The sequence below is a fragment of the Pseudoalteromonas ardens genome, from assembly GCF_030125445.1.
Taxonomy (GTDB): Bacteria; Pseudomonadota; Gammaproteobacteria; order Enterobacterales; family Alteromonadaceae; genus Pseudoalteromonas; species Pseudoalteromonas ardens.
In genome coordinates this window covers 281,535-304,703 of the sequence record NZ_JASJUV010000002.1, presented here as the reverse complement: position 1 = coordinate 304,703, position 23,169 = coordinate 281,535, and the positions used below count along the sequence as shown (strand labels likewise).

23 protein-coding genes are annotated in these 23,169 nt (G+C 47.4%); 13 read left to right on the top strand and 10 right to left on the bottom strand.

Annotation, left to right across the window (positions count from 1 at the left end):
- Positions 1–30: 30 nt before the first annotated feature.
- On the bottom strand, positions 31–1,428 hold the full coding sequence (gene asnS / locus QNM19_RS06355) for an asparagine--tRNA ligase (protein ID WP_010384545.1): 1,398 nt from the start codon (positions 1,426–1,428) through the stop codon (positions 31–33).
- A 361-nt stretch (positions 1,429–1,789) separates the two neighbouring features.
- Here asnS and QNM19_RS06350 point away from each other — a divergent pair, with 361 nt between their 5' ends.
- Complete coding sequence (locus tag QNM19_RS06350) at positions 1,790–2,224, top strand: AAA family ATPase (RefSeq protein WP_010384547.1); 435 nt, start codon at positions 1,790–1,792, stop codon at positions 2,222–2,224.
- Between the two features lie 68 nt (positions 2,225–2,292).
- Here the strand turns inward: QNM19_RS06350 and QNM19_RS06345 are convergent, their stop codons facing one another.
- Together QNM19_RS06345 and bioA are read right to left on the bottom strand one after the other, a co-directional pair.
- Positions 2,293–3,630 (bottom strand): KamA family radical SAM protein, encoded by a 1,338-nt coding sequence (locus tag QNM19_RS06345; protein WP_010384549.1) that lies wholly within the window; start codon positions 3,628–3,630, stop codon positions 2,293–2,295.
- 173 nt (positions 3,631–3,803) lie between these two features.
- On the bottom strand, positions 3,804–5,093 hold the full coding sequence (gene bioA / locus QNM19_RS06340) for an adenosylmethionine--8-amino-7-oxononanoate transaminase (RefSeq protein ID WP_049865939.1): 1,290 nt from the start codon (positions 5,091–5,093) through the stop codon (positions 3,804–3,806).
- Between the two features lie 114 nt (positions 5,094–5,207).
- Here bioA and bioB point away from each other — a divergent pair, with 114 nt between their 5' ends.
- From bioB to QNM19_RS06285, 11 genes are all read left to right on the top strand, one after another.
- The gene (gene bioB, locus QNM19_RS06335) at positions 5,208–6,251 is read left to right on the top strand and encodes a biotin synthase BioB (RefSeq protein WP_049865940.1); all 1,044 of its coding nucleotides are present in this window, start codon (positions 5,208–5,210) and stop codon (positions 6,249–6,251) included.
- Positions 6,252–7,385 (top strand): aminotransferase class I/II-fold pyridoxal phosphate-dependent enzyme, encoded by a 1,134-nt coding sequence (locus tag QNM19_RS06330; RefSeq protein ID WP_049865941.1) that lies wholly within the window; start codon positions 6,252–6,254, stop codon positions 7,383–7,385.
- The gene (locus QNM19_RS06325; protein ID WP_049865942.1) at positions 7,382–8,137 is read left to right on the top strand and encodes a methyltransferase domain-containing protein; all 756 of its coding nucleotides are present in this window, start codon (positions 7,382–7,384) and stop codon (positions 8,135–8,137) included. Before QNM19_RS06330 ends, QNM19_RS06325 begins: the two co-directional genes overlap by 4 nt.
- Positions 8,134–8,829 carry a dethiobiotin synthase gene (gene bioD / locus QNM19_RS06320; RefSeq protein ID WP_049865943.1) on the top strand — a complete coding sequence of 232 codons (696 nt, stop codon included), beginning with the start codon at positions 8,134–8,136 and terminating at the stop codon, positions 8,827–8,829. The genes QNM19_RS06325 and bioD overlap by 4 nt, the downstream gene beginning before the upstream one ends.
- A gap of 5 nt (positions 8,830–8,834) precedes the next feature.
- A complete protein-coding gene (locus QNM19_RS06315) occupies positions 8,835–9,266 on the top strand; it encodes a hypothetical protein (RefSeq protein WP_156202433.1) in 432 nt (143 codons plus the stop codon).
- Positions 9,267–9,270: 4 nt separating this feature from the next.
- Positions 9,271–9,516 (top strand): Rho-binding antiterminator, encoded by a 246-nt coding sequence (locus QNM19_RS06310; protein WP_049865945.1) that lies wholly within the window; start codon positions 9,271–9,273, stop codon positions 9,514–9,516.
- 69 nt (positions 9,517–9,585) lie between these two features.
- Positions 9,586–9,804: a DUF7661 family protein gene (locus tag QNM19_RS06305; protein ID WP_049865946.1), complete on the top strand. Its 219-nt coding sequence runs from the start codon at positions 9,586–9,588 to the stop codon at positions 9,802–9,804.
- A 174-nt stretch (positions 9,805–9,978) separates the two neighbouring features.
- Positions 9,979–11,967 carry a methyl-accepting chemotaxis protein gene (locus QNM19_RS06300; protein WP_284026489.1) on the top strand — a complete coding sequence of 663 codons (1,989 nt, stop codon included), beginning with the start codon at positions 9,979–9,981 and terminating at the stop codon, positions 11,965–11,967.
- Positions 11,968–12,017: 50 nt separating this feature from the next.
- Positions 12,018–12,365, top strand: a complete 348-nt coding sequence (locus QNM19_RS06295) for a 2OG-Fe(II) oxygenase (protein ID WP_284026488.1) — start codon at positions 12,018–12,020, stop codon at positions 12,363–12,365.
- Between the two features lie 120 nt (positions 12,366–12,485).
- Positions 12,486–13,820 (top strand): hypothetical protein, encoded by a 1,335-nt coding sequence (locus tag QNM19_RS06290; RefSeq protein ID WP_049865992.1) that lies wholly within the window; start codon positions 12,486–12,488, stop codon positions 13,818–13,820.
- A 75-nt stretch (positions 13,821–13,895) separates the two neighbouring features.
- On the top strand, positions 13,896–14,300 hold the full coding sequence (locus QNM19_RS06285) for a DUF3574 domain-containing protein (protein ID WP_082225570.1): 405 nt from the start codon (positions 13,896–13,898) through the stop codon (positions 14,298–14,300).
- A gap of 564 nt (positions 14,301–14,864) precedes the next feature.
- Here the strand turns inward: QNM19_RS06285 and QNM19_RS06280 are convergent.
- The gene (locus QNM19_RS06280) at positions 14,865–15,068 is read right to left on the bottom strand and encodes a hypothetical protein (RefSeq protein WP_049865994.1); all 204 of its coding nucleotides are present in this window, start codon (positions 15,066–15,068) and stop codon (positions 14,865–14,867) included.
- Between the two features lie 100 nt (positions 15,069–15,168).
- On the opposite strand from QNM19_RS06280, the gene QNM19_RS06275 reads away from it, so the two are divergent.
- A complete protein-coding gene (locus tag QNM19_RS06275) occupies positions 15,169–15,696 on the top strand; it encodes a GNAT family N-acetyltransferase (protein ID WP_049865995.1) in 528 nt (175 codons plus the stop codon).
- Between the two features lie 124 nt (positions 15,697–15,820).
- Here QNM19_RS06275 and QNM19_RS06270 read toward each other — a convergent pair whose 3' ends face one another.
- The 6 genes from QNM19_RS06270 to QNM19_RS06245 all read right to left on the bottom strand — a co-directional run bounded on the left by QNM19_RS06270 (position 15,821) and on the right by QNM19_RS06245 (position 23,099).
- Entirely contained in the window at positions 15,821–16,069 is a 249-nt protein-coding gene (locus QNM19_RS06270; protein WP_010384588.1) for a hypothetical protein, read from the bottom strand.
- Between the two features lie 11 nt (positions 16,070–16,080).
- Positions 16,081–16,926: a CsiV family protein gene (locus QNM19_RS06265; protein WP_049865996.1), complete on the bottom strand. Its 846-nt coding sequence runs from the start codon at positions 16,924–16,926 to the stop codon at positions 16,081–16,083.
- Positions 16,923–20,396, bottom strand: coding sequence for a transcription-repair coupling factor (mfd, locus tag QNM19_RS06260; RefSeq protein ID WP_284026487.1), 3,474 nt, complete (start codon positions 20,394–20,396; stop codon positions 16,923–16,925). The genes QNM19_RS06265 and mfd overlap by 4 nt, the downstream gene beginning before the upstream one ends.
- A gap of 115 nt (positions 20,397–20,511) precedes the next feature.
- A complete protein-coding gene (locus QNM19_RS06255; protein WP_049866211.1) occupies positions 20,512–21,402 on the bottom strand; it encodes a carbon-nitrogen hydrolase in 891 nt (296 codons plus the stop codon).
- A gap of 5 nt (positions 21,403–21,407) precedes the next feature.
- Positions 21,408–22,451 (bottom strand): agmatine deiminase family protein, encoded by a 1,044-nt coding sequence (locus QNM19_RS06250; protein ID WP_284026486.1) that lies wholly within the window; start codon positions 22,449–22,451, stop codon positions 21,408–21,410.
- A gap of 54 nt (positions 22,452–22,505) precedes the next feature.
- Positions 22,506–23,099, bottom strand: a complete 594-nt coding sequence (locus QNM19_RS06245) for a PilZ domain-containing protein (RefSeq protein WP_049866212.1) — start codon at positions 23,097–23,099, stop codon at positions 22,506–22,508.
- Positions 23,100–23,169: the final 70 nt, after the last annotated feature.

Genomic DNA, 23,169 nt, shown 5'->3' with positions numbered 1-23,169 from the left:
CCGGAAGGGGCTTTTTAACACTCAATAAGATTAGTAGGTTGCGCTGCCTTTTGTGCGCGGGAAGGCGATAACGTCACGGACGTTGCCCATACCTGTTACGTAAGCAACTAAACGCTCAAAACCCAGACCAAAGCCCGAGTGTGGCACTGTGCCGTACTTACGTAGGTCGCGGTACCAGCTGTAATCTTCTTTATCCAGGCCCATTTCTTCAAGGCGTTGGTCCAGAACATCAAGGCGCTCTTCACGCTGAGAGCCACCGATGATTTCGCCAATACCCGGTGCTACAACGTCCATCGCCGCAACGGTTTTTCCGTCTTCATTCTGACGCATGTAGAAGGCTTTAATGTCACGCGGGTAGTTCTTGATAACGACTGGTGCATTAAAGTGTTCTTCAGCCAGGTAACGTTCGTGCTCTGATTGCAGATCAACGCCCCAGTCAACCGGGAATTCAAACTTCTTACCACAATTTTTCAGGATTTCGATAGCATCGGTATAGTCTACCTGAGCAAAGTCTTTGTCGATGAATGACTCAAGACGTGTGATAGCTTGCTTTTCGATACGCTGGGCAAAGAACTCCATGTCATCACGGCGCTCATCCAATACGGCCTTAAAGGCATATTTCAGCATATCTTCAGCAAGGGCAGCGATGTCGTCCAGATCGGCAAAAGCAACCTCTGGCTCAACCATCCAGAACTCAGCCAGGTGGCGCGATGTATTGGAGTTTTCAGCACGGAATGTTGGGCCGAAAGTATAAATCTTTGACATTGCGCTGGCATAGGTTTCACCGTTTAGCTGACCAGATACAGTCAGAAACGCTTCTTTACCGAAGAAGTCTTCGCTGTAATCAATATCACCTTTGTCAGTACGTGGCAGGTTTTGCATATCCAGTGTAGAAACACGGAACATTTCACCGGCACCCTCACAGTCGCTTGCTGTGATGATAGGCGTGCTGATCCACATGTAGCCACGCTCGTGGAAGAAACGGTGGATAGCCTGTGACAAGCAGTTACGAACACGGGTAACCGCACCAATTACGTTAGTGCGCGGACGCAGGTGAGCATGCTCACGAAGATACTCGATACTGTGACGCTTAGCGGCCATTGGATAGGTATCCGGATTTTCAACCCAACCCAGTACTTCAACTTTGTTAGCTTGAATTTCAAATGCCTGGCCCTGACCTTCAGAGGCTACCAGAACGCCGGTAACGGCTACAGAGCAGCCTGCGGTAAGACGAGTCACTTCTTCATAATTATTAAGCGAATTAGGGACTACGGCTTGAATAGGATCGAAACAAGAACCGTCATGGACGGCTAGGAATGAAATACCCGCTTTTGAATCGCGTCGTGTACGGATCCAGCCTTTTACAGTAACCTGGCTGTCTACCGCAACGGTGCCTGCTAGTAGCTCCGTTATCGCTGTGTGGCTCATCTTTACTCCAAAATGATTATTTATAATTAGTCTGTTGCGTGTGTTGTTTAACTCACTGCCATGACCACGCTTTTTGCGCAGTCAGCTATGTCGTATCTTACCTGCGATAGACACATAAAAAAACCATCAAATGCCAGAGTAGGGTAATTTCTTTGGGCTTTTTTACATCTAATAGCAACTGAAAGGGGATGTAAGCTCGATAATTGACCATTTGATCTGTTCCTTCCTGGAGATAGAGAGTGGTTTGGTGATTCGATACTAAAAAACAGCTTGCAGGTACTCGATGAATTACTTAAATGCGAAAATTATGGCATTATGTCACTCTACTACTAAGAAAAACTGGATATAAGTCGTTCAATAGATGAAACAGGCATTTATATTACGGGGATTACCTGGCTCTGGGAAAACACATTACGCCTATGCGCTGGCTGACGAGCTGGTGGCGGGTGACGAGACACAATTTGTCATATGTGCAACAGATGATTACTTTCATAATGAGCAAGGCGAGTACCATTTTGAGAAGTTCAGGTTACCGGAATATCATAATCTGAACCTGGCACGCTTTATCAATGCGCTGGCTGAGGGGATCCCGCTGGTGATAGCTGATAACCCCAATATCAAACGCTGGGAGTTTGTGGCCTATGCCAGTGCCGCACAGGCGATGGGGTATCAGGTCAAAGAAGTGATTGTTGGTGAAGTTAAAGATAAGTCGATGCAGCATTTGTATGCCAAGCGCAACACACATGGCGTCGCATTGAGAACCATTAGCAAAATGGCGTATATGTTTGAATGGTAAACATAAACAGTGGTTTACCAAATAAAAAAAAGCCGACATGAATGTCGGCTTTCTTATGCATTGATGTCTTACATGGCGTCGTATTCGTCCTGCCAGAAGAACTTCTCTTCGCCAAATGCCGGCTTGAGGCCGTCCAGCCAGGTCGCTTCTTCATCATATTTGGCAAAGAAAGGTCTTTGCACCCAATCCGGGTTACGTGCCTGAATGAAACGCAACACGAATACTTTCTCACCGTTGATTTCAGTCACTCCTGAGACCTCGACTTTACCTGGACCCGCACTCATAGAAGGTCCGCGCACCGTGCGGCTCACACCCGAAACTTCTTTATAAGCATCACGGAAAATTTCCCAGGTCCTATACAACGGCAACTCAAAGTAACGCTTGGCGCCGGTGTCACGCTCAATAAACATGTAATATGGGATCATGCCCATCTGAGTTTGCTCTTTCCACATCTCAGACCACATTTCAGGGTCGGTGTTGAGGTGGTTAAGTAGCGGGGCCTGCGTCCGGATCTGGGCACCCGTTTTGCGCAGCAGCTTAATCGCTTCTTTGGCAATGTCAGTGCGCAGTTCTTGCTTGTGGTTAACGTGTGCCATGATTGACACATGCTTTCCGGCATCAACCAGCTCTTTGAGCAGTGCTAATAAATCTTGTGCGTCTGGATCTGTGACATAACGGAATGGCCAGAAAGTCAGAGATTTGGTCCCAATACGGATAGTACGAATGTGATCAAAGCGCGGCTCTTTTAGCGCTTCTAGGTACTTACGCAGTTTTACTGTACGCATTACCATTGGGTCGCCACCTGTCATAAGAAGATCGGTGACTTCGGTATGCTCTTCCAGGTAGCTGTGCAGCAGCTCTTCATCGTTGTTGTTAAAGCGTGTTGCTTTACCTACGAACTGTGCCCAACGGAAACAGAAAGTACAATAAGAGTGACAGTACTGGCCCTGTGCCGGGAAGAACAAGACGGTTTCTTTATATTTGTGCTGAATGCCTTCTACACGCTCTCCGTCAAAGGTCGGGACGTTTTTGTCCATCTGACCGGCCGGGTGCGGGTTGAGCTTTTGTCTTAGTTTAGTCGACAGCTCGAAGACTTCTTCTGGCGTATGCTCGCGCTTTAGCAGCGCTGCCATTTCTTCATAAGACTCATCGTCCAGCATGCCACGTTGCGGGAAAGTAAGCTGGAAAACGGGATCGTTGGGCACCTTGTCCCAGTCAATGAGTTCTTCAATAACATAGTTATTAACGCGGAAAGGGAAAACGTTTGCAACCACCTTCATCTGGAAGCGCAGGTGCTCAGGCAGTTTTTCAAGTTGCTCAATTTTATCAATCTGACGGTGTTGATAAACAGTAAAGCGTGGCGGCTGATAAGCTTCAGCTGGCTGCAATTTGACGGTTTGTTGCATAGTAGCTCGATTCTCGACTTTATTCGGAATTTACAATCAAAGTCGCCTAGTCTAACAAAGCCGTGAAATGATTTCAGGTACAATCGATGAAATATCGTAAATAATTGCAAAATTGGCAAAAAAATTACCAACTTTGCATTTTTTGTCGAACTTTATTGCGGTGCTGCTCTTAATTAATACGCATCCTGTTCGATGGCCTGATAGATGCCTTTTGCCAGGTGTGCAATATCTTCATCCGATGTGATATAGGGGGGCATGAGGTAAATGAGTTTGCCAAACGGGCGGATCCATATGCCTTTTTCGATAAAGAAACGCTGTATTTTCGCCACGTCAATTGTACGGTTTAATTCAACAACTCCAATTGCACCGAGCACTCTGACATCCTGCACGGCATCCAGCGCTTTACACTGTTCAAGCATCCGTAAACTTTGCTCCAGACGCTGCACTTGCTGCTGCCATACATTGCTTTGCAATAGTGACAGACTGGCATTAGCGGCAGCGCAGGCCAGTGGGTTGCCCATAAAAGTAGGGCCGTGCATCAGTACTTTGGCTTCGCCCTGGCTGATCCCAACGGCTATTTCATCAGTGGTAAGCGTTGCAGAGAGTGTCATTGTGCCCCCGGTTAGAGCTTTGCCCAGACAAAGGATATCTGGACTGATGTCAGCGTGCTCACAGGCGAATAACTTTCCGGTGCGGCCAAAGCCTGTGGCTATTTCATCAAGGATCAGCAAAACGTCATACTTATCGCACAGTGAACGGAGCTTTTTCAGATAGTCCGGGTGGTAGAAGTTCATGCCACCGGCGTTTTGCACTATTGGCTCAATGATAAATGCCGCAACATCCTGATGATGCGTCTCAAATGACGCTTCGAGTTGCTGTAACTCTTCTTCGCAGGCTTGCTCATTGAAGCGCCCGGATGGTGCGGGTACGAAAATATGCTCCGGAAGGAAACCCTGATACATACTGTGCATGGAATTGACTGGATCGCACACGCTCATGGCGGCAAAGGTATCACCATGATACCCTTTTTGGGCAGTCATGAGTTTAGTTTTGCGCGTATGCCCTTTACTTAGCCAGTATTGCAGGGCCATTTTAATTGCCACCTCAACACTGACCGAGCCGCTGTCAGCCAGAAACACCTTTTTAAGTGGTGCTGGCGTCATTGCCACCAGCTTTTTGCATAACTCAACAGCCGGAGCGTGCGTGAGTCCGCCAAACATCACATGACTCATCTTGCCTGCTTGTTCAGTGATTGCTGCCACAATATCAGGGTGACTATAGCCATGAATAGCGCTCCACCAGGATGCCATACCATCAATTAATTCTTCGCCAGTCTCCAGATGGATGCGATTGCCTTGTGTATGACTGGCCGGATAAACGGGCAGCGGATCCAGCATGGAGGTATAGGGATGCCAGATATGTGCTTTATCAAAGGCTAAATCAATTGCGTTATTATTGCTCACTTGTAAACCTTGCTTAAGTGGTCTGTGTTGACAATGGTAAAGCAAGAAGTAGACTAAGCCAATGACCGTCATAACAACTGACTAAAAAATGTCAGTCAAAAGAAGAGAATAATTATGGAATTGGGCACAGTACGTCACGATTGGACGCATAAAGAAGTTAAATCACTATTTGAAATGCCATTCAACGATCTGTTGTTTTATGCCGCGAGCATCCACAGAAAAAACTTTAATCCCAATGAAGTACAGATCTCTACACTCTTGTCTATTAAAACCGGCGCTTGTCCTGAAGATTGTAAATATTGTCCTCAGTCGGGCCACTATAAAACCGATCTGGAACGTGAACGCCTGATGGAAGTCGAAAAAGTGGTTGCGCAAGCCAAGGTGGCCAAAGAAAAGGGCGCAACGCGTTTTTGTATGGGTGCTGCCTGGTCTGATCCAAAAGATCGCGACATGCCCTACATCGAAAAGATGGTGCGCGAAGTCAGAGAGCTGGGCCTTGAGACATGTATGACGCTGGGTAAGCTGGATAATGACAAAGCACATGCGCTCAGAGAAGCAGGCTTAGATTACTATAACCACAACCTGGACACGTCACCTGAGTATTATGAACAGATCATTACTACACGTACTTATCAGGACCGCCTGGATACACTCGACCACGTCCGTGATGCAGGTATGAAAGTCTGTTCGGGCGGGATTGTGGGTATGGGCGAGCAAGCCTCTGACCGGTACGGTCTGCTTATGCAGCTGGCGAATCTGCCTAAACAACCAGAAAGTGTGCCAATTAACATGCTGGTTAAAGTGGCTGGTACCCCCCTTGAAGACGTTGATGATTTGGACCACTTTGAGTTTGTCCGCACCATTGCGGTTGCACGTATTATGATGCCGTACAGCTATGTGCGTTTATCTGCGGGTCGTACAGCAATGAATGAGCAAATGCAGTCTATGTGTTTCTTTGCTGGTGCAAACTCTATTTTCTATGGCGACAAGCTACTCACCACGGAAAACCCGGAAGCTGATGCAGATATGAACCTGCTTAAAAAGCTGGGCATGCAACCGGAGAAACGTCAGGATTACTCAGACGAGGCCTATGAAGCGTCTCTGAATTCTGCAATCGCAGATAAAGCAACGTCTGAATTGTTCTACGAAGCCAACTAAATGGCTTTTGAGTTCATCGATGCAGCCCTCCAAGCTCGGGCTGCGGCATCTTTACTGCGTCATCGTCAGTGTGTTGGTAAAGTGTCAGCCCGTGAAATCGAAGTTGACGGCGAAGCTTACCTGAATTTTGCCAGTAATGATTATCTTGCCTTGGCCGATGAAACGCTGAGCCTGACGGCACAACCTGGCAGTCGCAGCTCGGCGCTGGTGACGGGGTTTCAATCAGTCCACTCGGCTTTTGAGGCACAATTGTGTGATGCTTTTGGTTACGACAGGGCATTGCTGTTCGCCAGTGGTTTTGCAGCGAATACCAGCGTGATTCAGGCGCTATTTAACGATCCTGCTGTGGGGCGTGAATCTGAGTTGTTTCAGGACAAGCTTAATCATGCCAGCTTGCTGGATGGTGCATTAAACAGTCAGGCTAAGCTGACGCGGTTCAATCACAACGATATCACTCATTTGCGTGCGCGACTGGAAAAGTCTAAAGCAAAAAACAAGCTGATCGTGACTGAAGGTGTATTCTCGATGGACGGCGATTGCGCGCCTTTGGTGGATATCGCTCAGCTTGCAAAGACGCACAATGCCTGGCTGATGGTTGACGATGCCCACGCACTGGGCGTGCTGGGTGATAACGGGCTTGGCAGCATCGACAGTGGTATTAAACCGGAGTTATTGGTGATCACCTTTGGTAAAGCGATGGCTTGTCAGGGCGCAGCGGTGTTATGTAGTCAGCGCGTGCAGCAGTATTTATTGCAATTTAGCCGCGAATACATTTACTCCACGGCGATGTCACCAATGCTGACAGAAATTGCAATTAAGCAGTTTGCTAAGTTACGCAGTGCCAGCTTACAAAGAGCAGTATTAAAAGATAACATTGCCTATTTTACCCAAACGGCAGCGCAACTGGGTATTCCGGTTCTACCATCGACAACGGCCATACAGCCTGTCGTGCTTGGCTCGGCAGATAACGCGCTCGCAGCCCAACAGCAATTGAAAGCGCAGGGAATATGGTTGACTGCCATCCGGCCACCGACAGTACCGCAAAATGCAGCCCGGTTACGTATTACGCTGACGGCGGCACACACCTCAGCAGACATAGATACCTTGCTCAATGCACTTAAGGAGGCGATATGAGTGTTTCAGTAAAAGCACAGGTTGCCTCGCGTTTTTCGCGTGCATCTCAGGTTTACGTGCAGCATGCGAATGTCCAGCAACAGGCCGCAGAAATCTTACTTAAGAAAATCACTCAGCGATGTAACAGGCTATTAGACTTAGGCGCAGGTCCCATGCAGCATTACGACGCGTTAAGTCAGCGTTGTGCGCAATTAGTAGCATTGGATTTGAGCGCTGGTATGTTAGGGCAAGGCCCTGAAGGTGCACTTAAAATTTGTGCGGATATGGACAGTTTGCCGCTCGCGGATAACTGCGTTGATGCTATTTTTAGTAATTTTGCGATTCAATGGAGTCAGGATCACGCTACGTTATTTACAGAACTAAAGCGGATTTTAAGGTCCGGGGGGAAAGCCTACTTGAGTATTGTAGCCGACGGCTCTTTGTATGAAATACAGCAGGCCTGGCAAAGCGTCGACGCGCACTGTCATGTTAATCGCTTTACCCCATTTGATGCGCTACTGACATACGCCGATGATGCAGGGTTTGACATTGATGATGCTGAATTGATGTGTCTGAAAGAAACCTTTAGCACGGCTCAGGCGGCCTTTAAATCAGTAAAGGCGATTGGCGCCAATCAATTACAGCATGAAGGCCAGCGTCGCGGCTTGCTGGGAAAAGCACAATATCGTAAATTATTGGCTGGGTACCCGCTTACGAATGGTCGGGCACAGTTGAGTTATCAGGTCGCCTTAATGGAGCTAACTAAATTATGAGTGCATTCTTTATCACTGGTACAGACACTGAAGTGGGCAAAACCCATGTGTCTTCGCTGCTGCTTAAGTTATTGGCGCAAAGAGGCAAGAAAGCGCTCGGCTTTAAACCGCTTGCAGCAGGCGCTGAAGAAGCCTTTGGCCAGCTTGTGAACGAAGATGCGCTGAGTCTCATGGAAGCGGCTTCTGTGCACGGCAAATATGAGCAGATCAATCCATTTTGTTTCGAGCCACCTATTGCACCACATATCGCTGCGCAGCGTGCCGGGGTGACCATTAGCTGTGAGGCATTGAGTGAAAAATATCGTGAGTTAAGTACCTTAGGTGCAGAGTATACGCTTGTTGAAGGCGCGGGTGGCTGGGCGTTACCTATCAACGACACCCAATTCTTGTACGACTGGATTAAACAGGAGCAATTGCCCGTGATCCTGGTTGTTGGGATGAAACTGGGTTGTCTGAACCATGCATTTTTGACTGAGCAAGCAATTAGTGCAGCCGGTTTGAACTGCGTAGGGTGGGTGGCCAACCAGGTAGATCCTGCCATGCAGGAATATGAAGCCAACCTGGAGACCTTAAAACAACGATTAAATGCACCTTTGCTTGGAGTAGCGCCGTACAGCGAAGGGACACCTAAATTGCAAATCCACAGTGCTTTGCTCGATTTATTGGGCCTTCAGCACAGCGCAAATGCGTGACCCACTTGCGTCAACAGCACCGCAGCGATAACTCGGTATTTTCTATACTGAGTTACGCGGGTCTGAGTTTGGCCCTGCTGTTACTACTGTTTGTTATTCCTCGAGAAACCCCCATTCAGGTTGTGCCTGTTATTCAGGGAAAGGCAATCAACCATTGCCACTACCGTTGTGCGCATGACAGAGCGATTAAAGTGCAATTGCTAGCGAGTGGCCATATATACTTTAGGTATGAAAAGATCAGTTACCCTCTGGCTGAGAGTGAGAGCCGCAAGCTTGGTGAATTAATAGATAAGTTACGCTTTGAGGACTCAACTCAAAGTGTTTGGTTGTATATATCTCCAGACGCGTCAGTTGAAGATGTCATTACGGCGTCAAACTTGTTCCGACAGCACTCAGTGAACCGGATCGTCATTGGCAAACTTGAAACAGGAGAATAAGTGTATGATCAGTTGTAGTGACTACGACTATTTTGAGATTGTTTGCTTGTTTCACTATCCGGTGACTATCAACCTGCGTAGCGGTGAACAGCTCTCGGGCGTGGCCCTGGACTTGTGCCGTGATACGCAGAAGAATGAGTGTTTAAAGCTGAGTGTGGGGGACCAAGCCAGCCTAGTGCAACTGACCCAAATCACCAAATTGACAATCAATACCACCAACCCACACTTTAGTGAAAAGCTTTTTAGCTAGCCTGTCGACTTTCCTGGCCAAATAGTAAAAACTGCTTGTTATGCTTTGTTTTATTTTTTAGGAGTACGGATGACATTCAGGTTTAATGTATTTGGCAAACGTATGTCAGTAAGCCGGGTTGAGGCACAATGGCAGCTGTTTAATGATTCTGACACGGGTATGCGCGCCAGGGTATATGATGTCGTGATCCCACCCGAGCTGGATGAATCTGAACTAGCTCGATATCTCGACGACATTTATCATGAACGCTCTTCAGAAGCCTATCCCAGGGTGATATTGCTCGAATAGTAGGTGTGTCGCCTCTTGGGATGATTAGCTGTACCTTCAAAGCGCAGACATGCCTACGATAGTCGCAGCTCAGATAGTGTCGACTTTGCAGATTTTTGACTATCTTTAATAGCAATAAGGATATCCAGTCATTAAGCAGTTGATTGGGTTCATTAAGTGAATACCGGAGACACCATGAATCTGCTTAAGCGCTTTTCTATAATTCAATTGTCTATTATTAGCTCAGCTGCCTTACTTATTTTTATTCTTATACTGCTTAGCAAAGTCGTCTACCAATATTGGCAAGATATTGAAGCAACCTCGAAAGATATTGCTTACATAGGGTTACTGGATGCAATGGAAAAGGTGGCGCATCATCACGCCGTTGAGCGTGGGCTCACGGCTGGCTTTTTGGGCAATCCTACCGGGCAAACCCGACAAGCTGTTGCGGCGCAACGTATCAAAGCGGATGCTTCCGTTGCTGCGCTGGAAGGTTTGTACAATGGTGCGTTTAAAGAAGATGACAAAGTGCAAAAGTGGCTACCTAATTTGTTTACACTGCTGAGAGAAAAGAGCGCATTGCGGCGTCAGGTGGATCAACAGCAGGGCAAAAATGCATTTAATTATTACAGTCATGTCAATCAACTTGCTCTGAATACCGCGATGCGTATGCAGGCTTATGTCACAAACCGGGAGCTGGCGTCCAACTTGTCCATCGCATTTTTGATGGCGCAGAGCAAGGAGCGCAAAGGGCAATTACGGGGCAAAGTGAATGGGGTGCTGGCGAGGCAATCTGCCAATGACGCTGTTAAACGAGACCTCGCTTACTATCAGCTGCAACTTACTTTGTTAAAAGAGCAGTTAGAAACGGCGCTGTCAGGAGATACGCTGAATACCTATAAACAGCTGATGTCTGATAGCCGTGCGCAGGCGCTTGACAAAGTGATCACCGCCATTGCCACGGGTGATAACATTGATTATACACAGCTGCCCAATAGTGGACAGTGGTTTTCGCAGGCGACCGGGCAAATTAAGGACGTCAAAGCTTTACTCGACAGCCAGTGGGCACATACGCGTGAAATCAGTGAGGCGTATAAAGCAGATCTGATCAGTCAAATGACCTGGTTGTTTGTGTTGTTCATGATTTTTATGCTTATTATCATAGTGATCAATACACATTTGTTTACTTCGTTGCGAAGTGAGCTGAATGAGTTAACCGGTATTTTGACTAAAGTCGCAAACAATGGCGACCTGACCTTAGATGTGAGGCTAAAAACCAGTGATGAGCTGGGTAAAATCTCAGAGTCTATTCACAATACAGTGTATGCCTTTAAGGATCTGCTGGTGGGGTTATCTAAGTCCATTAATGTAGGGACTAAGCTTGGTAATCAAATGGAAAAAGCCGCTGGTCATGTGACTGAAGATGCGCAGCGCACCCAGAGTCTCGCCACCAATATCGCTGCGGCCATTGAACAAATGGCGGCAACCAGCGAAGACATCGCAAAAGCGGCATCAGACACGTTAAACGCCAGTGACCAGCTTAACGATGAATCTAAAAAGTTACTTGAAGACAATCAGCGTAATCTGGATGCCATGCATGTACTGTCGCAGAATATGGAGCAGGTCAATGAAATGGCATTGAATATGGAGCAACAGGTGGAAGAGATCAACACCATCCTGGATTCTATCCGCAGTGTGGCCGATCAGACTAACCTGTTAGCGCTTAATGCGGCTATTGAGGCGGCCAGAGCAGGTGAGCATGGTCGGGGTTTCGCGGTGGTTGCTGATGAAGTAAGGGGGCTTGCCAATAACAGTAAAGGCTCATCAGAGCAGATCTCGACATTACTCAGCAACCTGAATGACATTAGTCGCAATGTGGTGAATGCTATTAAAGAAAATACCGGGTTGGCCAGCAATATCATGAGTGAGGTGGAACAAACCCGGCAGGTCTCCATGCAGGTGAGTGACCATAGTACTCATGTGGAGCAACTCACGACCTCAGTCGCAACGGCAGCGCAGCAGCAATCGGTTGTTGCACAGGATATTTCCAGTAACACCACAGCAGTATTAGATGCAGCAAATGAGGAACTGAAGACCTCGCAGGCGTTAAAGCGACTCTTTGATGACATGAAACTGAACAGTGATACACTACAGCGTACTATGGACAATTTTAAAATTGATTAAGCGCAGTATTATCAACACGCTCTGCGCGGGACATTATGTGAGTGCAGGTTATGTGGAACAAATTATGGCGCTGGGAACCAGGAAGACAGGACTCGGGCTACGATAAAATGCTGTTAGGCGGTGCAATTTGGCCCATTAAATTCGACTGTTACCTGATCCATTTCCCGGCGGGCAGTGAAATCAAACAGCACGTGGATCAGGTCACCACCGGTAAACATTACCGGCTCAATATTATCCTCAAACATGCCAAACAAGGCGGCGAATTCATCTGCCAGAATACCTTGCTGAACTGGTCAAGGGTTAAATTATTCAGACCTGATACAGAACCTCATGCTGTAAGCAGAATCGCTGAGGGTAGTCGCTACGTATTGAGTATTGGTTGGGTGAGAACAAGTTGATACTGCGTTAATTTAATGATCATAGCTCTAAACTGGGCAAGCTTAATTGAAAAGACTTCACGATGAGAGCTATTTGTGTTGTTGTTGTGAAATTAGGTGCAAGTTCGAAACTGACTAGAAATGATAAATATATTTAGAACTAAGAAAAGTGTCCAAAAAGAATGGAAAGTAAAAACTCTGGACTTTGCGAAAAAGGTAAACCTTTATGTAGACAAAGGACTGAAAGATGGCTGGGAAGAGGCAGGTGCGGTACCTGAGGATAACGGACGGGAAAAGTTAGTTTCTCATTTGCTGAAAGAAATAAGGAAAGCTAATGAAAAAGGGGATGTAACTAAGCTAAGGGAAGATTGGCCTTTGGCTCATAGCCCCATGATCCCTGAACTGGAATCAAATGGTCAAAGCATTCCCGTTGTTGCCATTCTCGATGACGGACGGGTTGTCGCGAGAGTTGGGGCCTTCCATGAAGAAGGGTATGTGGCAGAAATCGATGACTTGTCGGTTAAACTCATAGAGGGCATCAGTTATTTCGGTAGCAGTCCGAATAAAAAGTTTTTCGCCTATTGTAAGGATAATGGTGTTTCGGTGACTGAAGGTTGGCTGGGACGGGAGGTGTCATCATTTTCCTACCCAACGGGTCTTGAAAGTGTGCCAGATAAGTTTGATGTTAAAGCTTTTGATGCGCCACCAAGGCCATCACAGTTGATCCCGTTTCCAGATGGTAAAAAGGTGTTATTTGTAAGCTCACAAGGCATTTTTGTTTTAAGTAATAATGAGAGTGTTCGTTTGTTACCGACAAAAGAAGACTTAGTTCGACAGTTCGAATGGATGCAAACAGAGCTACCAGATCGTGAGTTGACCGTGGACTTGAGCATGGCGCATGGCGCTATTTCTCCAGATGGGAGGTTTATTGCGATAGGTGAGCAAAACAGTACGCATAGAATTCTGGATGCAAATTACAACCTCATCGGTGATATTGGGAATCTCAGTGAATACGCGCACTATGCCATTTTTAGTAAACACTCAGACATGATCGCCTTGAACTCTTGTCACTTCTACAATGGCGTTACGATTGGCTTATCAACAAGCCACTTACCCGATTTTAAAACTGAACCATACGAAGATAATGAATACACACCGATTCTCGAAGATGGAGCAAGAGTATACGCAGGCGTTCACAGGGACAATGAATTTATAATTGGCGATGCAAATGGTCACTTGAGGGCGTTTGGTGAAAACGGTGAACGACATTGGCAGCATTATATCGGTGCTAATATTGGTGACATTGATTTATCATCAGACGAATCTAAGCTAGTCTGTTCTACCTGTGCTGGGTATATCTCTATTATAGAGTTGGATACGGGCAAGCGAAAAGAATATGAAATAGGAACTGGCGGGCACACAGAGTGTAGACGCTGGTTGTTTTGGAAAAATGAAGATAAGCCTCTTGCTTGGTAGTTATTGTCGAGTCAGGGCTTTGAGTGATATATCTCATTGATAGAGATAATATAAATTTACTTGATGGAGTGAATAATGATAAGGATGCTTTGTTCCTTTTTCATGCTGATCCTTATACTACTAAGTACATTCCCTTCTTACGCCGATGAGGTCTATCGGCTCAGGTTGTTCTTTGGGCTGTCATTGCCAGATGGCGGCGGTGTCTCGCTGGAGCAATGGCAGGCGTTTCAAAATGGCGAGATAGTGAAGACCTTTGATGGCTTTAATGTCGTGGACTCAGTGGGTTACTACAAAGGTAAGCCAGAGCGCTCGAAAGTCGTGACCGTGATTGTAGACGAACAAGGCGTTAAAAAGGCCAAAACACTGGCATCTCTGTATGCTAAAAAATTCAAACAGGATTCCGTGATGATAGTGAAAGTGCCGGTTGCTGAGTGGAGCTTTATCGGGCCTGATTATGGCAGTACTTCCAATGGCCAATAGCCTTTTATATTTTAAAAGCGTATTCAATAGGTGAGAGATCACGCCATGAATCCAGAAGTAATGATGAGGCAAATACTGTTTTTAAGCATTGTCTTTTGGTCGGCACTGTTTATGGCTCTTTGGGAAAATCAAAATCCGAGTGTTTTCCTGGCAATGTATGAGAGCATTAATGCGTAAAATTATTAGTCTTTTAGTGTTTTAACTTTGTGCGCGTCAGTATATGCAAATCCTTGTAAAACTGTCTCAGGTACGTTATCGGTTTGGAACGGACACCCTCCAAGCAAGGCTATCGGATACATCGGATGATATCCTATATGGTGTTGAAGAAGCGGGAGAAGGGCCCAGGCAGGAAGCGTTATCGGCGAGGCTTTATGAACGCTTTTTATCGGTTGAAAATCACATTATAGGCACTTTTTGCTTGGAAATACTGGAAGAGAAATATTCTCTTGTATATGACAGCTCTGAAATTAGGTTGGTGAGAATCAGTCTTTATTCAGAGTGAATAACCCCAGCTGACTGAAGCGAGACTTTCAATGTCAACATCGCGGGGTTGAGCAGGGGGTATTACCCTTGCTCCTTTTCTCTTGCCTGATAATTTGGCAGTAGTTCTTCTACAATCTTCTGTGCCGGAATGGTGTAGCGCACGCCGCTGAACATTACTGAGGTATTTTCTTCAATACCGGTGATCCCGGTCAGTGTCCAGCCTTCGCCTTTTTCCGGGCACCATACTTTGGTGGTGGGGGGAATGACAATATACTCTTCGCTCATCTTAACGACTCCTGACGGCTGTTACTTAAGGTCCGATAGTTTATACTAATTCTGAGTAAAAGAGAGGGCTTTATTGAAAGCTTTTAGATGATGGAACCCCATGCAAATTAAAACACCCAGATTACTGCTGAGGCCGGTGAATTATCGTGATGTACCGGCGCTGGTGGCGCTGTTAAATGACCCTTTGGTAAGTCAGTATAATGATTACGGAACGCAACTGACACAGCAGGAAGTCAGAGCAATGTTACAGGCCGATTTAGACGACTTTTATGAAGGATATGGCGGGCGCTTTGCCATTGAACATGAGGGTGTGTTTATAGGGACTATTGGACTATATGACTGTGACGTAAAGGCAAAACATATTCACCTCGGCATCGAGCTTGAACCAAAATTTTGGCATCAGGGGCTGGCCTCAGAGGTGCTCAGTGCAGCTTTAAATGTGCTGGACAAGCTGGTGCCTGGTTGCAAGGTTTCCCGGGTCATTGGCAAGGTACATCAGGCAAATATCGCCTGTCAGCGGTTACTCGGCAGGAGTGGGTTTCAGCAAGTTGGCAGCGGGAGCGTATGTGTTTTTGAGCTTTATACAAGCCAGTTGCCTGTTGTATCGAGATCGAGAGCTGCCAGTTAAGCGTGATACTTTTGTATGTTGAGTTTAGTGATATTAAGTGATCGTTAGCTGGCACCTATAGCAAAAGAAAATACCCGGATTTGATGCCGGGTACCTCAAATGTGTATTAGCTAACGAGTAGCGCCTATTCCAGCCCTTTTTTGCTATACAGCGTGACTTTATCCGATACCAAAGTCACTTTAATGTGTTTACTGTCGTTGCCCCAGGTGCAGTTAGTGTGCAGGGTTTTTTCTTCGCACTGATCTGCAGATCCCAGAATTTGTTCCAGCTCAGTTTTGTCCATACCCACTTCGATTTTGTCGTAGTTTTCCATGCTTACTTTGGAGCAGGCGGCCAGGCCGAGGAGCAGAGTCAGGGTTAAAATTTTTTTCATAATAGTGTCCGTCAGTGTCTGTATTTTCTGATTTGGAAGATGATCCCCATTTTGGGATGATCTAAATAATGAATGTCGCCGCTGTATACACGGGTAAACTGAGACATTCTGGCGCTTTGTAGGTCGCCTTCATCACTTTTGTAATGATAGTCAAAGTTACTTGTAACATATAAATAATGACGTATGTGGATTTTCATCCAACCCTGTAGCTGCCACAGGGTTGGATCTTGTTCTTTTTGCGCAACCTGTTTAGGTTCGCCCAGCAGGCTGATAAAGCCATCGTCCGGGGCACCTAAGCGGGCCACATAGCTGGCGGGTTGCTCGAACTTTTGTCCGCCATATACGAGTATGTTTGGTGCGCGCTTTTTACTTTGGTCGGGAAAGCGCCAGCCTGTGTGCAAAATTGGCTCCAGCCCTTTCTTTTTTAACTTATTGAGCACGCTGTCAAACTTAAGCTGCTCCTCGTTGAGCAAGTAAATGTTTTGCTTATGGTCCTGTGGCTCTGCATGGGGCGTCAGCGGCAGTTGTTGATACTGTGCCATATAGTCTACGCCATCGGCGCAGTGCCAAGACGCATCTTGCTGCACAAAGCGGCTGGTAACAGTGCGCGGATCAAAACGACTGTCACCATTGAGACAAGCCTGCTGGCCGGCACTGTTGTAGCCTTTAGTGAGCAGGTCCAGTGTTCGGTTTAAATCCAGCTCGGGATTTTCAATTGTAAAATCCTCTTGCAGTTGCTCGTTATCCTGCTGAGCGAAGGCAATCAGCTCAACTTCATACCAGCGTTTTGCGCTGGCCGAAGCAGAGGTCAGCAGCGCAGCGCTCAGTAATGTCAGGGAAAGGGCTGTCCTTATCATGCCACCGCCTTTTTCTGAAAGTCGTCAATCATTGCATTTACCAGTTTTAAACGTTCCTGACCATTTTTCTCTTCGATATTAAAGCGCAATTTGCTGGCACCTTCCATGCGGTACACAGTCGGGTTGCTTTGTATCAGAGCAATGATGAATGTCGGGTTAACCGTGGTACTGGCACTGAACTCAAAGTAGCCGCCTTTTTGGTTGGCTTCCACTTTGGTGATCCCCAGTTTAGCCGCTTTTGATTTCAAAAGTTGAACGCTAAAGAGATTTTTCGCGGCATCCGGTAGTAATCCAAAGCGGTCAATCAGCTCAACTTTTAGCTCGTCCTGCGTGTCTTCATCATTGGCGCTGGCAATGCGCTTGTACATGCTCAGGCGCATGTTCACATCATGGATATAGTCATCGGGCAGTAGTGCTGGAATTTTCAGGTCCACATCGCTTTGCTGTTGTAACAGATTCTCCAGGGTCGGCTCTTTTCCGTCTTTGAGCGCTTGTACAGCCTGCTCCAGCATTTCCATGTAGAGGGTAAAGCCCACAGTCTGAATCTGACCGCTCTGTTCGTCACCCAGTAGTTCACCCGCGCCCCGGATCTCCAAATCGTGCGTCGCCAAGGCAAAACCGGCGCCGAGGTCTTCAAGTGATTCAATGGCCTGAAGCCGTTTCACGGCATCTTTGGTCAGCGTCTGGCTGTTGCGGGTCAGCAGGTAGGCATAAGCCTGATGGTGGCTACGACCAACCCGGCCACGTAACTGGTGCATCTGTGCCAGACCCAGCTTGTCGGCACGGTCCATGATGATGGTATTGGCTGACGGAATATCTATACCTGTTTCTATGATGGTGGTACATACCAGCACATTGTGTTTCTGATGATAAAAGTCACTCATCAGTTGTTCGAGTTCTTTTTCGCGCATCTGACCATGCGCAATGGCAATGCTGGCCTCAGGCACCAGTGCGGCAATGTCGGCTGCCGTTTTATCTATGGTTTCGACATTATTGTGCAGGAAGTATACCTGACCACCCCGTTTAATTTCCCGCAGGATGGCTTCGCGGATCACCTCATCGTTGCGCTCCTGCACAAAGGTCTTTACTGCCAGGCGTTTTGCGGGTGGCGTAGCAATAATAGACAGATCACGCATGCCACTCATGGCCATATTTAGGGTTCGTGGAATGGGCGTCGCTGTGAGCGTGAGTATGTCTACATCGGCGCGCAGCTGTTTGATCTTTTCTTTTTGTCTTACCCCGAAGCGGTGTTCTTCATCGACAATCAATAAGCCCAGGTCTTTATACTTGATGCTCTGTTGCAGCAGCTTGTGGGTGCCGATCACAATATCAAGCTGGCCGTTTTCAAGCTTGTCCAAGGTGTCTTTTTGCTCTTTCGTGCTGTTAAAGCGGGACAATACGCCAACCTCAATGGGCAAGGAGGCAAAGCGGTCGCGGAAGTTCTCATAGTGTTGCTGCGCCAGCAAGGTGGTAGGCACCAGCACGGCAACTTGTTTGTTGTCATTTATCGCCACAAAGGCCGCTCGCATGGCCACTTCCGTTTTACCAAAACCAACGTCACCACACACCAGCCGGTCCATTGCCAGAGGGGTTTGCATATCTCCCAGTACGGCGTCAATGGCGTTACGTTGATCGTCAGTTTCTTCAAACGGGAAGGTATCGCTGAATTCGCGATAGGCCTGGCCGTCGAGTTTGAATAAATGACCCGGTTTGCTTTGACGTTTAGCGTAGATGTCCAACAGCTCTGCGGCTACATCCCGGACTTTTTCGGCGGCGCGGCGTTTGGCTTTTTCCCAGACGTCTGAGCCGAGTTTATGCAACGGAGCTGAGGCTTCTTCGCCCCCGGAATATCGGCTTAGCATGTGTAGTGCAGATACGGGCACATAGAGCTTGGCCTCATTGGCATAGATGATGGTCACAAACTCTGTGGCAACACCAGCGGCATCAATGGTTTGCAGGCCAAGGTATCGACCGACTCCATGATCCAGGTGGACAATTGGCTGGCCTTCTTTGAGCTCTGCCAAGTTGCGTATAAGTGCATCCTGGCCTTGATCGTATTTGTGTTTACGACGACGGCGCTGTGATACCTTAATACCCAGTAATTCTTGCTCAGTCAGAATACTTAGAGGCTTGTCTCCATCGAGCATAACAGAGCGCTCGAGCGGACTGACAATCAGACCTACATCGTTGCGCGCACTGGCGAAATTAGCAAAATTATCGAACTCTTTGAGCTTCAGGCCACTTGGCTTGAGTAAGGTCATCAGAGATTCGCGGCGACCATCCGACTCCACACTGAATAACACCCGGCCTTTATTCTTTTTCTGTACGGTAATGTAATCCAGCAGTGGCTTGTAGGGATCAGTCTGTTTGTGGTCAACACGGACATCAGTCACCAGCTGGGCGCCGAGATTGGTATGCCCGGCCTTGGTGCCCAGGCTTGCTTCGCTCAGGCGAATTCTGGGGTAACGCGAAAACCCTTCAAACAGGGTTTCGACGTTCTGATAAAGGCGCACTGGCTCCAGCAGGGGGCGCAATGGGTCAACCCGTCGGTTCTCATAGCGATTATTGACGTCCAGCCAGAACTCAGAGGCAGCCTGTTCGATGTCACCCAGGTGCATAAACACGGCTTGTTCTGGCAGGTAATCAAAAATGGTTGCAATTTCTTCGTAAAATAGCGGCAGGTAATACTCAATACCGGCAGGCCAGTTGCCTCGGGTCACCTGCATATAAATGGAATCTTGTTCGCTGCTCGCACCAAAGGTTTCCCGATATGCAATACGAAAACGTTCAATGTCTTCGTCGTTGGTTGGGAACTCATGAGCGGGTAATAAATCGATGGACTTTATTTGTTCGCTGGAGCGCTGCGTCTCAATATCAAAGAGTCGAATGCTGTCTAGTTCATCATCGAAAAAGTCGAGTCGGAATGGCGTGGTGCTGCCCATTGGAAACAGGTCGATGATAGAACCTCTGACAGCGAATTCGCCGTGCTCCATCACTTGCTGTACGTTACGGTATCCGGCCTGAGCCAGTGTTTCTTTGAGCTTTTGTGCATCCAGTGAGTCGCCGACCTTAAACTGTAAGGCATTGCCATAAATAAATTCAGGTGGTGCAGTACGCAACATTAACGTGGACACAGGCAGTAATAATACGCCCTGATGCTGATGTCGCAGGGAATTCAGGCTGGCAAGGCGCTGCGAAATGATATCCTGATGGGGTGAAAAGTGATCGTAGGGTAAGGTTTCCCAGTCGGGGAAAACATGAACCTTGTCCTCACCCAGTAAGTAACCTAATTCAGTCTCCAGGCGCAATGCACTTGGCGTATCAGGTGTCACCACCACAACCAGTGCATCATGTTGTCTGACGCCTTCACTGATGGCAATGGACATACTGCTACCGACCAGCTGGCCCCAATGGATTTTATCCTTTTGTGATTTGACCCAGGGAAGTTTGTTCCACTGCGCTGTTGCCATTCATATACTCCTGTTACTGCATGTTGTTTTTATTGCACTTAATGTAATTCGACTCGCGCTTAGCGATAATAAAGCAAAGCGGCCTGACGCTATGTCGAGGCCGTTTTGGGATAGGTTAATCCCGGTAAATTTTGCACAGGTCCTGATAATGGTCGATACGACGATCTCTCAGGTATGGCCAAATGCGTCTGACGGACTCACTGCGGCTCTGATCAAGTTCAACCACCAAAAGTTGTTCTTCAGATTCGCTGCCATGTGCCAGTAACTCGCCCTGTGGCCCCGCGACAAAGGAGTTACCCCAGAACTGGATCCCTTCACTTTGGCCGCTTGGGTCGGCTTCGTGGCCAACACGGTTAACACTTAAAACGGGCAGGCCATTTGATACGGCATGGGCGCGTTGTGCGATCATCCAGGCGTCGCGCTGACGAATTTGTTCGTCCTGCTCGTCGCGAGGGTCCCAACCTATTGCAGTTGGGTAAATCAGCATATCAGCACCGGCCATGGCCATTAAGCGCGCGCCTTCCGGGAACCATTGATCCCAACATACCAATACACCCAGTTTACCTACAGAGGTTTGGATAGGCGTAAAGCCCATGTCGCCTGGTGTAAAATAGAATTTTTCATAAAAGCCCGGATCGTCAGGAATGTGCATTTTTCGATACTGACCGGCAATGCTGCCATCGGCTTCAAAGACAACTGCTGTATTGTGATACAAGCCGGTTGCACGTTTTTCGAAAAGCGAAGCGACAATTACCAGGTTTAGCTCTTTGGCAAGCTGACAAAATACATCGGTGCTTGGGCCCGGAATAGTCTCAGCCAGGTCAAACAGGTCGGTGTCTTCAGTCTGACAAAAATACAGGCTGCGGTGCAGCTCTTGTAATACCACGAGTTTCGCGCCCTGAGCCGCTGCATCGCGGATCCCGGCAATGGACTTATCCAGGTTGTTTTGTAAATCGGCGCTATTACTGTGCTGAACCAGTGCGACTTTCAACGTGTTGTTACTCATTAAAATTAGTCCTGTTTTAAAAATCCGGCGGGTAGCTGCATTGTGATACAGTGGAGGCTGCCAAACTGATGAATAATAGGCAGGCAGTCAATGCCAATGACGGTACGCTCCGGGTGTGCGCTTTGCAATTGAGTCAGTGCGCGGGCGTCGTTGTCATCGCCGTAGAGCGGCATCAAAACGGTATCATTGATGATCAGATAATTTGCGTAGGTGGCCGGCAAACGGTCGCCTTCATCATTGAATACGGCTTTAGGCCAGGGCAGGGCTATCAGGTTATATGGCTGGCCTTGTGGCGTACGGAATGACTTCAGTTGTGTCTCCATCGCACTGAGGGCTGCATAATGCGCATCTTTTGGATCGTCGCAGCTGACGTACACCAGCGTATTATTAGGAGCAAAGCGGACCAGCGTATCAATGTGACTGTCGGTATCATCACCGGCCAGGAAGCCATGGTCTACCCAGAGAAACTGTTTGGCACCTAAAATTTCGCTCAGTTTTTGCTCTAGCTCGGTTTTAGTCAGGTGCGGATTACGATTTGGGTTAAGCAAGCACTCAGACGTGGTTAACAAAGTGCCTGCTTCGTCGATTTCTATCCCACCGCCTTCAAGCACCAGGTCAATAGTTTCATAGTGGTTTTGGGGATTAATCACCTGAGCGTGCAGGTGCGCATTAACCTGATTATCAAGCTCAGCTGCAAACTTGTTACCCCAACCATTAAAGGTGAAGTCTTTTATAGAGAGTCGACCTGACGCGTCTTGCGTAGTCAGTGGTCCATGATCACGCGCCCAGGTATCGTTACTGGGGGCATCCACGAACACAATTTGTGTCATGTCGACATCTGCTGCTGTGAGTTTTTGTTCTATATGTGCTTTGAGCTCGGTATTATGCGCTACGATAACGACCTTCTCAACTTGAGAGATCTGCTGACACAAAGCGATATAAACGGGTTCAACCTGGGGTAATATGTCTGCCCAATCAGTATCTTGATGTGGCCAGGTAAGCATCACGGCATCTTGTGTTGCCCACTCGGGTAAAAGTGTAAAACTCATGGTGTAATCAATCAAAAATAGTAGACGACTAGTTTAGCACTGACAGCTTAGCTGTCAGCTATTTTGTTCATTTTCGTCAGGTGACTGACGCTTTTTTAACTGCCGGGTTTGGGCATGCAAGCTGGCGCGGACTAACAGTTCCTGATCGTTATCGCGAATTTGAGTGAAGGCCAGGGTATAACGAAAGCCCGCATCAAGCGTTTCTTTGTCTATCACCTGGGCATAACAAAATATGGCGCTGGCTTCATGTTGTAAGAATACTTTGGTTCTGAAGTCCTGGCCAAGGTCGTAGTCTTGCTCAAGTGTGGCTGTGATGCCACCACCACCATAACTGTCACATCTGAGTAGTTCATCCTCAGGTTGTTCCGTGGCCAGAATATGACTCATGATTAGGTCGATTTTACGTGACTGGGCTTGAAGATACGCAGCCAAATCGCTGGCGATATCACCCAGGTTTCGCAGTGGCCTAAGCGCATTTAGGTCTAGTTCATTAATTTCGTTTGCGAGCCTGAACAGAGGCGGAATGGCAGCTTCTAGTTGAGCCTGACTTTTGGGCACCATGTTGGCGTCAACAGGGTACAGGTTAATCTGGTTAGATTCGGCAATCTGAAAATATTGCTCGAAAGTGTCTTTAAGGTCGCTATGCATATGCCGAAATGCTACTTATTACTGTCTTTATATCCATATACTAGCGAGTTTTAACCTCACTCGCTAGTAT